Source organism: Flammeovirga sp. SJP92 (genome assembly GCF_001583495.1).
GTDB lineage: Bacteria > Bacteroidota > Bacteroidia > Cytophagales > Flammeovirgaceae > Flammeovirga.
This window is the reverse complement of the sequence record NZ_LQAQ01000046.1, coordinates 26,444-40,213: the sequence shown is the minus strand read 5'-3', so window position 1 is coordinate 40,213 and position 13,770 is coordinate 26,444. Positions and strand designations below refer to the sequence as shown.

The following is a 13,770-nucleotide window of genomic DNA, read 5'->3' as shown; positions in this document are numbered from 1 at the left end:
CCTCTTAACTTTGGCTCTCAATAAATAAAAAATGAAATATGAAAATTAAATACTTCACTATCTTACTTACTTCCCTCCTGTTTTTTAGATGTTCTAAACCAAGTGAAAAAGAAAAAGTAACGGATCTGTATGAACAACAAGCCAAGCAACTCATTGGCTTTTTTGATGATCATGCATGGTCTGAAGAGCTAGGAACCTATTATTCTGAAATTGATAATGAAGGAAAGGTAGTTTCCAATAAAGTATATACAGTAGCCACAAGTAGGTTGATCTACGGCCTTTCATTTGCATCAAAATATGATCCTGCCTACTTGGAGAAAGCCCAAAAAGTCGCCGAATTCCAAAAGCAAAATCTTATTGGAAAATCTGATAAGGGATCTTTCTCCCATTCATTTATTGAAGAAGAAAAAGCAGGTATTCAAAGTACTTTAGATGTTTGGCAACAGGCCTACGGATTATGCGGATTGTCAGAGTTATACCGACAAACTAAAAATCCCGAATTATTGCCTATTCTTCATGAACTTCATCAAGGGTTTATTGCTCGATTTAGAGATACAGAAAAAGGTGGTTTATGGGGAAATTATGATGTTGAAAAAGGACAAGTTTCCGGTTCAAAATCATTACAATCTTTGATGTATCCATTGACGGCTTATATGATCAACTTATGGGAAGCTGATCAAGAGCATAAAGAGCTTTATGAAGGTCAGATTAAAGAAAACTTATCTCTTTTGTATCAATACGGATGGAATCAAAATACAGAATGGGTAAATGTGCAACTCAATGATGATTGGTCTCCAAAAATTAAGGAAGATGGGACAATGGATTTTACCGTTACTGTAGGACATAATTTTCAGCTATCCGCTTTATTACTCAGAGCTTCAAAATTTGAATTTTTAGATCATGAAACACAAGAGCATTATAAGAAGCTTGGACAACAAATTATTGATATTACTTTAAAGAAAGATATTTTTAATCAGCAAAAAATACAAAAGGGATTTTATTCAGAATTTGACCCGAACACTTCTAAAGTATTGGACGACAGAAAGACGTGGTGGCAACATGCTGAAGCGATCATAGCACTGTCATTGTATGAAGGAAAATATAGTGACGAAGAACATTTGTTTGAACAATATTTCTTTGATACCTTTGTTGACCGTAAATATGGAGGTGAGTATTTTTATGCTTCAAAAGATGATCAACCGATCACTTCTGAGCTGAAAGGAAGCATAGGAAAATCTACCTATCATACAATAGAAATGATACGATTTTTAAATAAGAAATAATAATTAGACCTATAAATAAAATGATGAAACTAAATGATGGGAATCAAATCCCAAGCCTAGGTTTTGGTACCTATTTATCAAAAGACGAAGAAGTAAAACAAGCGGTATTAGCAGCTTTAAAAGCAGGTTATCGTCACATTGACACCGCTATGATTTATGAAAATGAGGAAGGTGTGGGTCAAGCGATCAAAGAATCTGGTATTCCAAGAGAAGAATTGTTTATCACAACTAAGCTTTGGAATGAGGATATTAGAAATGAGAATGCTGAAGAAGCATTAAAATTAAGTTTGAAAAAACTACAGTTAGATTATATCGATTTATATTTGATCCACTGGCCTGCAAAAGGTTATGTGAAAGCATGGGATCAATTAATTGAATTACAAAAATCAGGTTTAATCAAATCTATTGGTGTTTCTAACTTCAACCCTCATCATTTGAAAGATTTAGAGGAATCTGGAGTTGTTCCTGCCATCAACCAAATTGAAATTCACCCTAAATTACAGCAAGCGGATTTGATTGCTTACTGTAAAGAAAGAGGAATTCAAGTACAGGCTTGGGGACCATTGATGCAGGCGGCTTTATTCCAAGATGAAACGCTAACAGCAATTGGTGAAAAGTACAATAAATCTACTGCTCAGGTGATGTTGAGATGGCACTTACAAAGAGGTGTGAATGCATTGCCGAAGTCCGTTACTCCATCAAGAATTGAAGCGAATTATCAGATCTTTGATTTTGAATTATCAAAAGAAGATATGGATCAAATTGCTGAAATGAACGAAGGTAAACGTGTGGGACCAGATCCTGAAACGTTCGACTTTTAATAGAATATATTGATTGATAACAAAAAATCCACTTCAAATATTGAAGTGGATTTTTTTATAACTTAAACTACTAAATTTATATCTAATGTTATCATAACAACCTAATTGTTTGCTCATTATCCATAGTACAAAAGTAGTAGTTTTGAGAGGGAAATGTTTTACACGAAAGCTTTAAGAGTTTACACAAAAGCTCTAAATTGAAAGAAAATAGGTTGATATGTATAATAAGGAAAAAGAAATACGCTTTAAGGTAAAAGAGGGTGATATTAGAAATTATATTGATTCATTTTTAGAGCACCTAGGTGGAACTTTGAAGGGAAATCATTATATCCTGGATAACTCTAAAGGAAAAATAGATTGGCTGTTGTATGAATTTATCCCTGGTTTTCAATTAGTGATTGGTGATGTGTATATGAAACAATCAACTGTTGTAGAAAGAGAATTAGAAGCCAACACTGATCACTTACATATTGGAATCTTTAAATCTGGTGTTATCCATCATCAATTTGAAGATGATTCTGAAGTATTGGGACCTCAAGAATCTAAAGATATTTTCATTTCTAATGGTCTATTCCCTATTGAAGCCCACTTGCCTACTCATCAATACAGTGCTGTGGGTATAAAAATAAAAAGAGGTACTTTTTCACAGTTACTCCCTCATTCCGATGCTTTGTTGGAAGAGCTTTTTCCAAGCAACACCCCAATGAGATATCACCTCAAAAAGAATAATGAGGTGGAAATGTTGATGGAAAAAATATTCCATTCTATGACTTTAAAGGATTGGAAAAATCCATTAGTGATGGCGAAAGGGTTAGAAATTTTTACTTTTGTCATCCAATCCATTCAAGCATCAAAGGGAAGTGACGAATTATATGGTTTACATATTGAAGACTACAATCGTCTGATTGAAATTAAAGAAAAACTGCTTTCTAATTTTGAGCAGAAAGTGGTTTTGGAAGAGCTAGCAACTGAATTCGGAATAAGCGTATCCAAACTAAAAAGAGATTTCAAAATTTTATTCAATAGTTCCGTCTATCAATATTTTATGAATGCAAAAATGGATGAGGCCTATAGAAGGTTACAGTCTGGTAAATATAGTGTCAGTGAAATTGCCTATGATTTGGGATATAAAAACTTGGCTACTTTTTCTAGGATGTTTAAAAAAGTGAAGGGAATAAGCCCTACGGATGTAACTATAATGAAATAAAACAGCAACCGAATTTCTTCAGCTGCTGCCTTAGTATACACTTAAACAAAAATGATTGAAAAGTTATTTTGCATTGTACCAAATTGGCGATGCATAAGCTCTCTCTTGTGTTTCTAATTTAATACCCTCTCCTACTTCAGAACCGAAGAATACTTTGTCATAAAGTGTCCAACGTGGAGTTGGAATTTCTAAAACTCTTACATAGTAGAATGCATTTTGTGAAGCGTCGAACTCAGGATCTTCCCAGTAAGTTGTTAATTCTTCAGCTCCAATATCGTTAGTATAAGTTGCCTTATCGTAATCGATAGTCGATCCAACATTTGTCTCACAAACACCTGCATTATTAATCTTACGGTTATCTGATACTGCTGCATCAAATACTTTCTCGAAAGTGTTACCATCAGCATCGATCCAACCTTTAATCACTTGAACACGGTCTAAGTTTGCACCGTCAGGGTCTTTTTGAGCTCTGATCATGAAACCTGGAGTTTGACCATTTGCCTCAAGATCACCACCCATTGGTACACCTTTAGAGTAACCGTTATCTACTAAGTTATCAAGATCGTTGTCAGAGAAATCAAATCCACCGAATACACGAACTGACATACGAGTACCAGAAGTAGCATACACTTCTTTACGCTCCATTGCATCGAAGATAGACTCACGGTTGTTTTCTTTTGCCCAAACTGCACAAAGACCACCTGCACCGTTTTCGCCACGGAAAATAGAAAGTTCTTCTTTATAACCTTTTACCATAATACCGTCGCCACGTCCTGGACTTGGCTCCATAAAAGCACCTTTACCAAAGTAGTTCTCATTTCTTTGAGAAGAGATACCACCGTGGGCATCAGTTGAACCAATCATACCAAATTTGTAAGGGTTCACACCAATTTTACGTTCGATTTTAAGGCCTTCTAAGTAAGCATAACGTGCATATTCTTTGTAAAGCATGTCATCCGTTTTTTCAACTGAACCCATCATGTTACCACGAGACATCGTCACGAAATCAGCAAACTGATCATCAGGTGAAATATTAGGGTGAGCTTCAGAATCACCTTTCATCTGTGAAACTTCTACAATCGTTTCAAAACGGCTTCTTGTTTCTACCCATTCTTTCGTTAACTCATGACCTTCGTAAGTCTTATCATCAAACATTAATCCGTTTGAAAAGTTCGGGTTGTGAGGAATAGCCAAAACACGACCTCCAGTTGTTTCTTCATACTCCGCTAAGAATTTCCACATATCTTCTGGATTTCCAGAATCAAAAGCAGAATAAGGGAAGTATTGCAATGCTTCCTCTGCACCGTCTCTAAAAATTAAATTTCTGTGTAAGTTATTTGAGTTTGGTGCTGACGTAAATTCATAACCAATGAATGTAGTAAATTTACCTGGCTCATAGTATTTTTCAGCATTATCAACCACACGTCCCCAAATAGTCTCTACCATTTCTGGTACATTAATTTGATCGGTATTGATATTACGTGCCCATTCTAAATAAGCATTGTAACCTTCACCATTTTTAAACATTTCTAACCAACGCTTACCCGCTTCACTTTTCTGTAAAAGTGGATCTTCGTTACGGATAAAATCTGAAAGACCTAAGTTTTCTGCATGATCAGAAAGTAAAACGAAGTCTAATGGACGAATTAATTTAAATTTAAATCCTGACTGAGCTGTCACTTCTTCACCTCTTGCCGCACGGTATGCAATGTCTGGACCTGGCTCGATACCTAAGAAACCAGCATCTGTCGACCAAAATGTATGGAAGTGAGTGTCACCAAAAAGTGGTTTATCATAATTTTCAGGAAGTGGACCTGGATCAAAATCACCAATATACGGAGAGTATTCTTTAACTTTCTCTTGCTGTACTTCTTGAGCTGTACTAGACAAGAACGTACCTGCAGCTAGTACAAGTGTCAATAATTTTTTCATAATCTATTTGTTTTTGATAATTAGTTTTCAACACGATTTATAAATGATAAATAAATTTTCGTTTATCTCTTTTTATCAATGTTGATATTACAAATGTAGTAGCTGCACACCCCTAATTCTCTTCCAAAAAGACCAGTGTAACTCCCAAAAAGATCATGTTATTTTAATGGATCAGGCTACATAAATAGTTTAACTTTTGTTCTAAAAATAGTCTCCATTATTAAGGAACAATCTATCGTAATTGCCTAAATTAGATTATTCAAAATAATAAGTAATATGGATACATTTAATCTCAACTTTAAAGAAGGCATGACCATTAACTTAGTAGACAATCTACTTCAAGAATTTGGTGGGGAGTTCCTCGATAATCATCAATACAGATATAATAAAGGCAAATCAAAAATTGAACTTGATATTTATATGTATTGGGAAAAGTTTGAGATTCTATTAATTGACTTTCTGTCAGACCTCCACTTTACTACTTCTAGGACCACTGATGAAGATCCCGAGTTATTGCATATTAATCTGATTAAAAATGGAGAAATCAATCATTTCTTTGATGACAAAGAAGAGTTTTTAAAAGCTGATAGTAATAAAAGAGTATTGATGCACAATGGATTATTTGAGATCAATAATTTTGCTCCTGCCAATACAAAAATTCAAACTGTTGGATTTCGTGTTTCTAAAAAAGTAATTAATGAAATTATGCCTGAGTATTTGGAAGAAATAAACCAACTTTTTCCCGAAGATACAGGTATAGCCTATCATACTCCCCTTCCTGCTGAACTTATTATTTTGATGGATGAAATGTTCATCATCAAAGAATCGGCTACTAAGCCAACACCTTTAATACTTGCTAAAGGAATAGAAATACTAAGTAAACTTTTCGACTCTGTCATTTACTTAAATAAGGAAGATGATTTGAATGGATTACATATCAGTGATTATCAACGTTTGTTGGAAATTAGAAAAAAACTGGTCAATCAACTCAGTGAAAAAATTGTCTTGAATGACCTCGCTCAGGAATTTGGCATGAGTGTTTCTAAGCTTAAAAGGGATTTTAAAACCCTTTTCAATACTTCAGTTTATCAATATCATCTTCAAGTAAAAATGGAAGAAGCAATGCGTAGATTGAAAAGTGGGGAATATTCTATTTTAGAAATAAGCCTCGATTTGGGATATGAAACACCTTCAAAATTTTCGCAGATGTTTAAGAAAATCAAAGGGGTGAATCCTAAGGAGATTTTACCATCCAAATAACACATCCTCAAAAACCCATGAATTAATTCATGGGTTTTTGAGGATGAGGGTTTATGGAACACCCTAAACGTGCACCATAGTTAAAACTATGGGCAAGTAATATATAAAACTATCAAGACTAAAGTCTCTCGGTTTTATAACTGAGATATTACTTGAGTGATATTGCACAAAATTTTGAATTTATTATTTCATTGCCATCAACCCAAACTTCTGCTTTTTATAGCTTTTTGAAGTCTTCTTTATAGTTGACCAATTGTCGTTATTGGTTGATTCAATTTCTTCTAGTGAACATTCTGTTCTCTGTTCTTCATTTTTTTGATTCATCTCAATATTTACAATTCCTACAAGAAATAGAATACTGAAAATCAATATATATTTATTACGTAAGTAGCTCATGATTGTAGTATTTATAATTTTCTAACCCAAATAAGTATTCCTGTGATCGGTAGAGAACATCCAATCAAAGTCACAATGAAATAGAATATCACTCCAGGAAGTCCTAGGATTTCACCTGTATGCAAAGGAAGAGAAACTGCTTTAAATTGATCGGATAATGTCAAATCAGAGAACAAAACTTCCTTTTTAAATTCTCCATTTTGGTTATAAGTGATTTTGTCTGGAGCGATAATATTTAACCATCCCTCTTGATTGATTTTAGTAACCTCAATTTCTGTTTTATCATTGATAGCTAATGCGATAGATCTGCTTCCCTTGTAGGGTAATCGCTGATTTACATCTTTAAGAAGTAGATCTATAGAAACGACTTCTGCCATTTCTTCTTGATGCACATTCAATGATTCTTCTAAGAAGGATGCAAATTTATTTGACAGCTCTTCTTGCACCTCTTCTTTATTGGATTCATTTAATACAGGTTGACCTCCCAATGAAACCAAAACTACACTTTTCATCCATGGATAAGCAACATACAAACCTGTAATTGAAATAAACACTAAAGGGAATAAGAAATAGAATCCAATCACTCTGTGTAGATCATAAATTACTCTTGGCAATTTTGCTGACCATTTTATATTCAAACTATTCTTTAGTTGTATCTTATTTTTTGGAAACCAAAGTACAATTCCAGACAACAATAAAAAGACAAAAATGAGTACCGAAACCCCAACAATCTGTTTTCCAACTTCACCTAACAAGAGGTTTTTGTGCAAGGCTTTTACTGTTTGAAAAAAAGAAGCTGTAGATACATACTGTTTTCCTACTACCTCTCCGTTTGATGGATGGATGTAAACGCTTCCTTTTTGATTAAGAGTTGAATTTTGATACGAAACTAAAATATTTCTTTTAAAATCAGCAGGATAGTCTATTGAAATAATTTCAAGTCCTTTACTTATGAAATTATTATTGATATCATCAGGACTCACCCATTCTTTAGCACTCTTATCTTTATTGAAAACAACATCATAATTCAATAATTCAGTGATTTGATTTTTAAAAGCAAACACTGCACCTGTTAAGCAGACTACGATCAAAACGACAATGGAAAGTAGTCCAAGCCACAAATGTGACAAGGACATAAAGTACTTTAACAGTGATTCGTTTTTTCTCTTTTTTCGAAGTAAAGATTTAGAGAGTTTCATTATTTTGATGAGAATTGTCCTCTATAACTTTCCTTCGTTGTCAGTTCAATATATTGAGCGTATTGCTCCTGTGAAAATAACTTTTTCAAGGCATACTTTCTTGATTCGTTATATTGATTCCAGTACATTGAAGCTGTTTGTTTGTTTCCGTGGAACTTGTCATGCGAATCATGGAATGCTTTTACAAATGCATTATTGATAGCTAAATATTGTTCTACCTGTACTGAATCTAAGGCTAATGTTTCGATTACTTCAGCTTTCAATTCATCAGAATAATCCACTACGCCTGGCATATATCTTTTGATAAATTCATGAGCAATTATTTTTTGCTCTTCATTCAAGATATTTTCTAAAACGTGCTCTTGGTATTGATAAGAGATTTGCAAAAGCTTATTTTTCTCTTTCTTAGAATCATTTCCAGTAGCTTCTAAATCCTTTAATAAGGACGCTCTATCTTCTTCAAAATATTTGATAATTTCATAATATTTTAAAGTCTGTTCGACTGATAGATTTAATTCTAATTTTAATTTTTCAAAGTCCATTCCAGACTTTTTAGTTTTCTCTTCTGTACACGAGAATAGTACCGTGATCGTAGTAAGTATAATAAGTATCTTTTTCATTTTGATTGATTTTGAATTGTTAATTTGTTATTTGAATGTCTTTGTGACGTATACCCATGACTGAAGTCATGGGCTTGTGATGCTAACTCCGACTACACTGAAGTGTAGTCTTCGTATTTTGTTGTTTTACTTATAAATTCCTTGGACGTAAATATTCCCTCCGTCTAATTTTGCTCCTTTTTGAGCTTGATTTCCTTCAAATTCCCAAATGTAGGCATCTGAACCGATTGGGCTAACTGCCATATAGAATTTACCTTCATGAACAGCTCCTGATTGATAGAACCACATATTTGATTTTGGTACATCATATAGTATTTCTAGTTCTTGTTTATCAACATCTATATAAGCCATATTATAAGAATTGTTGTGGTCAATGCTGATATCATCGATTGCGAGATAGCCTTTACCATTACCTACATGATGCCAGTTGACCGTTCCAACTGTTTTTCCTAACTGATTGGAGATATTAAAGACGTAATCCTGATCATATTCTCCTTCTCTATTCAATCTTGCAATAACTGCGTCCGAACCTTCTGTAGTCATATTCACCTGATAGACATGTTGATTATGAACATACATTGACTTTCCTCTAAAACCGTAAGTATCTCCTCTTGATACATCAGATGTGACGATTTTAAAACCATCTAAACTAGGGTAATCAACTACTAAAGTTGCCATTTCTGATGGGCGTTCAGTACTTGGTTCACCATTATTAGGTTGGCCTAACAAACGGTATTGTGCTCCGTAGAAGAGTTTATTTCCCATAATTACAGGAGCATCTACTCTATTAATATAGGCATCTCCTATTTTATAAGTTCCCAAATCATGTTCTACAAAATCTGTAGCAACATTAAAGTACAAACCAGGAATACTGATCTTTACAATTTGTAAGGTTACAGTAACTTCTGTGTTTTCATTATTAAAAGTTTCAACAACATTATGTGCCAAAAGCATATTATCACTTACTTCGGCATATCTTGGGTGAGTACCTACCAAATGGCTGATGTCAATCTCACTTACTTTATTATAACTTGAGGCTCCATTATGTTCCAACTCATAAATCTGACCTGTTCCATAATTCAAATTATAGATTCTACCACCTGCGGTTAATACTCTTGCAGAACGTTCACCATCCATTTCATAACCATTATTGATAAACGTTAAAGTAGTATCTGTAACATTAGATGTCGGTTGCATAAAAACAGAAACATTTTCATCTGGGTCAGTTACGTCTGCTGCTACATGAAATACATCTTTATCAATTGGTCTTTCACCTTCATAAGGTTGATCATCCTTAGAGCAAGATGCAAACGTGCTTAAAACTGCCATTGCACCGATGGCTAATTTTTTTGTTGTATTAATTTTAAACATGGATTAATTAGTTATAATTTTCCTATCTATTTTTCTATTCTTAGGTCCCAAGACTGAAGTAATGGGCTATTGATGTTGTTTCTAAAATATCGAGTAGTTTACTTTGAAATAAACTCCTCTTCCAGGTTGTTGAATGGCGAAGTTGTCAAACACCTGTGTATTAAACATATTCTTTAAGTCAAGGCTCAATGCCAATTTATTGTTTGGTAATCTGTAAGAAACACCAAAATCATTAATCAACTGACTTGGAATGATATCCTTGTTGTCACTTCCTATGTTTTCCCAATGTCTGTAGTAATCATAGACATAGCGCATATTCCAAAACATGGTTAATTCCCCTTTTTTGATCCATTGTCTACTAAATCTATATCTTACACTGGAATTAAACTGAAGGAAAGGTTCGTTTTTCAAACGGGATCCATAGTACATATTTTCCCTTCCATAGATATCATAAAGCGACATATACCTTGTGTCATTATAAGCACCTGACAGCGTGATTTCAAACTGACGTTTATAGTCATAATCAATTTGAAAATCAATCCCTTTTGAAATGATTTCACCAAAGTTTTCATTGACAAAAATATCTACACCATCCACTACCTGAGTGCTCTGCTGAATCATATTTGACACCGAGCGATGGAATAATGTTGTAGAAAATGTCATTGAATGCTCATTCCAATAATATTCCCCAAATCGAAGACCTAGATTTACATTCTTACTCACTTCGGATTTAAGGTCAATGGCTGAATGAATATTCTCTGAGAAGTTACCGAACAACTCATCAGGTTCTGGTAGTCTTACTGCTTGTTCTGAAGATAATTGTAACGTAATATCTTTAGTGATATCATAACCTATTGCTAAGCCATATCCATAATTATTATCCGAATTGGAATGATAAACCGGGTGATATTCACCATTTATATATTCATGATCCAACATATTGACACTGTAGTTATAAACTTTACCGAAGACGTTAGTTCTTAATCGATCGTCGAAAGAAGAATTAGAATACGATAAACCCATCAAATTCTTAGACATCTTGGTGTAATTATTACTTGTATCTTGTCCAATTGGAGCCTTTCTGTTGAAAGCTGTTCTTTTGTAATCTGTATGGATTACGTTGAAATTAAATCTATTTTGATCATTGATACTGTAGCTTGCATTGAAACGGTTGATTAATGTTCCTTCATCTGTTGTAGAATGTAAAGGAGTCCCCGCTTCACCTCCACTTGGATTTTGTGCCCAGATATCTCCATGCCAGTTGTATTTATTGGTTGTAGAATCAACTAACGTTCTTGAGTTCATAGCATAGGAAGTAAAGACATCAATCTCTAAACCTTCAGTAAGGAAATCACTTTTCTTATAATGTACACTTGGAACAATATTCCCTTGAGTATAAAACCTTTCTCCGAAAGGCACATTCATTGTTGCACCATGTTGTACTTCTTTATACATATCAGAATAGAGAAAACTTACCATAAATTGATCCGCCCATTTCACATCCGTAAAGCCAAAGTCCAATTTTGTACCCATGGATTCAAATCCGTCATTAAAACGTTCTGCTACTATAGACCTGTCGATACGACCTGTATTTGGATCAACGACATAAACATCATCTCCCCAAACTTTATAATTATTGTCAGAGTAATTATAGAATAATGCCCCTCTAAATGTTAAACCATTATTTTTATTTCTATAATTTCCATTCAATGCCACTTGATGTGTATTAAATGATCCCATCGAATAAGAAAAATCAAGTGTATTTTGTCCTTGATTTTTGGTTTTAATATTTACAGCTCCACCCAATGCATCTGCTCCTAAATTGACAGGCACAACTCCTTTATATACTTGCATTTCTTCAATCAAGGAAACAGGAATAGAGTTTAAAGAATAGGAAGCTCCATAATATTCCATGGGGATACCATCAATGAAAAACCTTACTGAATTTCCACTTAATCCATTAATACTGTATCGTGTTCTTGAACCCAAACCACCTTCATTTCTTACATTAATTCCAGAAGTTTGGTCAAGAATAGCGTTCAATTCTACGGATTGGATCTCAAACTTTTCGGTTGAAATAGAGGTTGAAGAATATCCTTCTTTTTCCATCTTTGTAGCCTCTGATTCACCATAAACTACTACCTCATCTAATTTTACATCCTCATCTTCTAATTGAATAACAATACCTGAATGGTTATTCCTAGAAAGTTGAACACTAACATTAGCTGTCTTATGCCCAATATGATTGACGATTAACTCAACTTCTTTTTGATGTATATTTTTGATTTCAAAACTCCCATCTTCTTTAGTATATCCCCCCTTATCTAATCCTTTCACTACAACTGTACAAAATGGAATAGGCATATCTTCCTGATCTATAACTACACCTTGAATGGTGACCCCTTCCCTGCGTTGCCCGAAAGCAAAGGGAGATACAATAAATATCATTACTAGAGGGAGCAAATATCGATGTAACATAAGGCTGATAGTTTTGTGTTTAATTCAATCGACGTATTTTTATTGCATTACATTATTTTCATTTATGTTATAAATGTTCAGCAATGATCTTAAAAACAACAGTAGTTTTTAATTACAATACAAATGTCGATGGTTACCTTACCTTTTTCTCTCCCGAAAAGATCAGCTCAACTCCCAATAGGGTCACATTTTATTTTTCATAAAAAAACGAAGAAGAAATACAGTGTTTCTCCTCCGTTAAAGCAAATATATATGTGTGTAGTGAATTAAATCGACATCAAATTAACTTCATCATCAGTCCACTACTTTAGTGGGCTGATGATGAAATGATTCGTTTATTTAGGAATTAGAATGTATACCCAACCCCTAATTGAAGGTTCAGATTTCTCATCCAATTTTCTTCAATCGGTGAAGCATTGATATTACTTAAACCTAAGATGGTTCTACCACCAACATGGAAATTAGAGTTAGGAACTTTGTATTGCAATCCCATCGTAAAACTCACTTCTACAGGTCTGAATTCTGTTTGGTTTACTAAATCATTAAAATCATCTGTAACATCAACTTCGGCAGAAACTGATCCGTCTAAATATTCTCTATAAGTTGCAGTTCCATCAAAGTTAATATTTGAACGGGTAAAGAATCCGACGATGAATCCTCCTTCTAACACCCAGTTTCTTTTCTTACCCATAGCGTATTGAGCAACAAGAGGAATAGATAAATATTCTGTTCTAATATTTAATCGACCATCCATCTCAATAGAAAATTTATCGTCTCCTAAGTCTGGATCAAGATCTGAAGCATACATGGATTCATACATGTCCAACAATCCGAATACACCGTGTTGGCCGTATTGAATTTCGGCTTGTAATGCCCAACGGTCATTGATTTTATAATTGGTATATACTCCACCAAATCCACCAAAAAGGAATCCTCCTTCATCAGGATTCGCTACCATAATTGCAGTGGTATTTAATCCCCCTTTTACACCAAAAGTAAAAGGTGATTTTGTTTCTTGTGCCATCAAACTTTGGCTAAATAGTAAGCACAACAATGAAAATAATAAAGTTCTCATAATTAGGTTTTTAGTTTTATGAAATGAAGACCTTAGAAAACTAAGGCCCTCACCCTCATAATTTAATTGATTTAGCTTGGATCAAAACACTAAGCTGTCAAGGCTTATTCTCGACTCCAAATTGTACT

At 34.0% G+C, this 13,770-nt stretch carries 11 protein-coding genes; 4 read left to right on the top strand and 7 right to left on the bottom strand.

Annotated elements, in window-relative coordinates; genetic code table 11:
- Nucleotides 1-38 precede the first annotated feature (38 nt).
- The 3 genes from AVL50_RS11810 to AVL50_RS11800 all read left to right on the top strand — a co-directional run bounded on the left by AVL50_RS11810 (nt 39) and on the right by AVL50_RS11800 (nt 3,311).
- Complete coding sequence (locus AVL50_RS11810; protein WP_062616712.1) at nt 39-1,283, top strand: AGE family epimerase/isomerase; 1,245 nt, start codon at nt 39-41, stop codon at nt 1,281-1,283.
- Between the two features lie 20 nt (nt 1,284-1,303).
- Nucleotides 1,304-2,104, top strand: a complete 801-nt coding sequence (locus tag AVL50_RS11805; RefSeq protein WP_157491295.1) for an aldo/keto reductase — start codon at nt 1,304-1,306, stop codon at nt 2,102-2,104.
- Nucleotides 2,105-2,321: 217 nt separating this feature from the next.
- Nucleotides 2,322-3,311, top strand: coding sequence for an AraC family transcriptional regulator (locus AVL50_RS11800; RefSeq protein ID WP_062616710.1), 990 nt, complete (start codon nt 2,322-2,324; stop codon nt 3,309-3,311).
- A gap of 63 nt (nt 3,312-3,374) precedes the next feature.
- Here the strand turns inward: AVL50_RS11800 and AVL50_RS11795 are convergent, their stop codons facing one another.
- Nucleotides 3,375-5,243 carry a DUF3604 domain-containing protein gene (locus AVL50_RS11795; protein WP_062616709.1) on the bottom strand — a complete coding sequence of 623 codons (1,869 nt, stop codon included), beginning with the start codon at nt 5,241-5,243 and terminating at the stop codon, nt 3,375-3,377.
- A 276-nt stretch (nt 5,244-5,519) separates the two neighbouring features.
- Here AVL50_RS11795 and AVL50_RS11790 point away from each other — a divergent pair, with 276 nt between their 5' ends.
- Nucleotides 5,520-6,503, top strand: coding sequence for an AraC family transcriptional regulator (locus AVL50_RS11790; protein WP_062616708.1), 984 nt, complete (start codon nt 5,520-5,522; stop codon nt 6,501-6,503).
- 183 nt (nt 6,504-6,686) lie between these two features.
- On the opposite strand, the gene AVL50_RS11785 is transcribed toward AVL50_RS11790, so the two are convergent.
- From AVL50_RS11785 to AVL50_RS11760, 6 genes are all read right to left on the bottom strand, one after another.
- Nucleotides 6,687-6,899, bottom strand: a complete 213-nt coding sequence (locus tag AVL50_RS11785; RefSeq protein WP_062616707.1) for a hypothetical protein — start codon at nt 6,897-6,899, stop codon at nt 6,687-6,689.
- A gap of 11 nt (nt 6,900-6,910) precedes the next feature.
- On the bottom strand, nt 6,911-8,098 hold the full coding sequence (locus AVL50_RS11780) for a PepSY domain-containing protein (RefSeq protein WP_082795775.1): 1,188 nt from the start codon (nt 8,096-8,098) through the stop codon (nt 6,911-6,913).
- On the bottom strand, nt 8,098-8,718 hold the full coding sequence (locus AVL50_RS11775; protein WP_157491294.1) for a hypothetical protein: 621 nt from the start codon (nt 8,716-8,718) through the stop codon (nt 8,098-8,100). Before AVL50_RS11775 ends, AVL50_RS11780 begins: the two co-directional genes overlap by 1 nt.
- A 126-nt stretch (nt 8,719-8,844) precedes the next feature.
- The gene (locus AVL50_RS11770; protein ID WP_062616704.1) at nt 8,845-10,089 is read right to left on the bottom strand and encodes a hypothetical protein; all 1,245 of its coding nucleotides are present in this window, start codon (nt 10,087-10,089) and stop codon (nt 8,845-8,847) included.
- Nucleotides 10,090-10,170: 81 nt separating this feature from the next.
- The gene (locus AVL50_RS11765; protein WP_062616703.1) at nt 10,171-12,537 is read right to left on the bottom strand and encodes a TonB-dependent receptor; all 2,367 of its coding nucleotides are present in this window, start codon (nt 12,535-12,537) and stop codon (nt 10,171-10,173) included.
- 376 nt (nt 12,538-12,913) lie between these two features.
- Nucleotides 12,914-13,642, bottom strand: a complete 729-nt coding sequence (locus tag AVL50_RS11760; RefSeq protein WP_082795773.1) for a porin family protein — start codon at nt 13,640-13,642, stop codon at nt 12,914-12,916.
- Nucleotides 13,643-13,770: the final 128 nt, after the last annotated feature.

Bases quoted from the DNA above. Each gene is read 5' to 3' on its own strand.
- AVL50_RS11780 (WP_082795775.1), bottom strand. From the start codon at position 8,098: ATGAAACTCTCTAAATCTTTACTTCGAAAAAAGAGAAAAAACGAATCA.
- AVL50_RS11775 (WP_157491294.1), bottom strand. From the start codon at position 8,718: ATGAAAAAGATACTTATTATACTTACTACGATCACGGTACTATTCTCG.
- AVL50_RS11805 (WP_157491295.1), top strand. From the start codon at position 1,304: ATGATGAAACTAAATGATGGGAATCAAATCCCAAGCCTAGGTTTTGGT.
- AVL50_RS11795 (WP_062616709.1), bottom strand. From the start codon at position 5,243: ATGAAAAAATTATTGACACTTGTACTAGCTGCAGGTACGTTCTTGTCT.
- AVL50_RS11760 (WP_082795773.1), bottom strand. From the start codon at position 13,642: ATGAGAACTTTATTATTTTCATTGTTGTGCTTACTATTTAGCCAAAGT.
- AVL50_RS11770 (WP_062616704.1), bottom strand. From the start codon at position 10,089: ATGTTTAAAATTAATACAACAAAAAAATTAGCCATCGGTGCAATGGCA.
- AVL50_RS11765 (WP_062616703.1), bottom strand. From the start codon at position 12,537: ATGATATTTATTGTATCTCCCTTTGCTTTCGGGCAACGCAGGGAAGGG.
- AVL50_RS11810 (WP_062616712.1), top strand. From the start codon at position 39: ATGAAAATTAAATACTTCACTATCTTACTTACTTCCCTCCTGTTTTTT.
- AVL50_RS11800 (WP_062616710.1), top strand. From the start codon at position 2,322: ATGTATAATAAGGAAAAAGAAATACGCTTTAAGGTAAAAGAGGGTGAT.
- AVL50_RS11785 (WP_062616707.1), bottom strand. From the start codon at position 6,899: ATGAGCTACTTACGTAATAAATATATATTGATTTTCAGTATTCTATTT.
- AVL50_RS11790 (WP_062616708.1), top strand. From the start codon at position 5,520: ATGGATACATTTAATCTCAACTTTAAAGAAGGCATGACCATTAACTTA.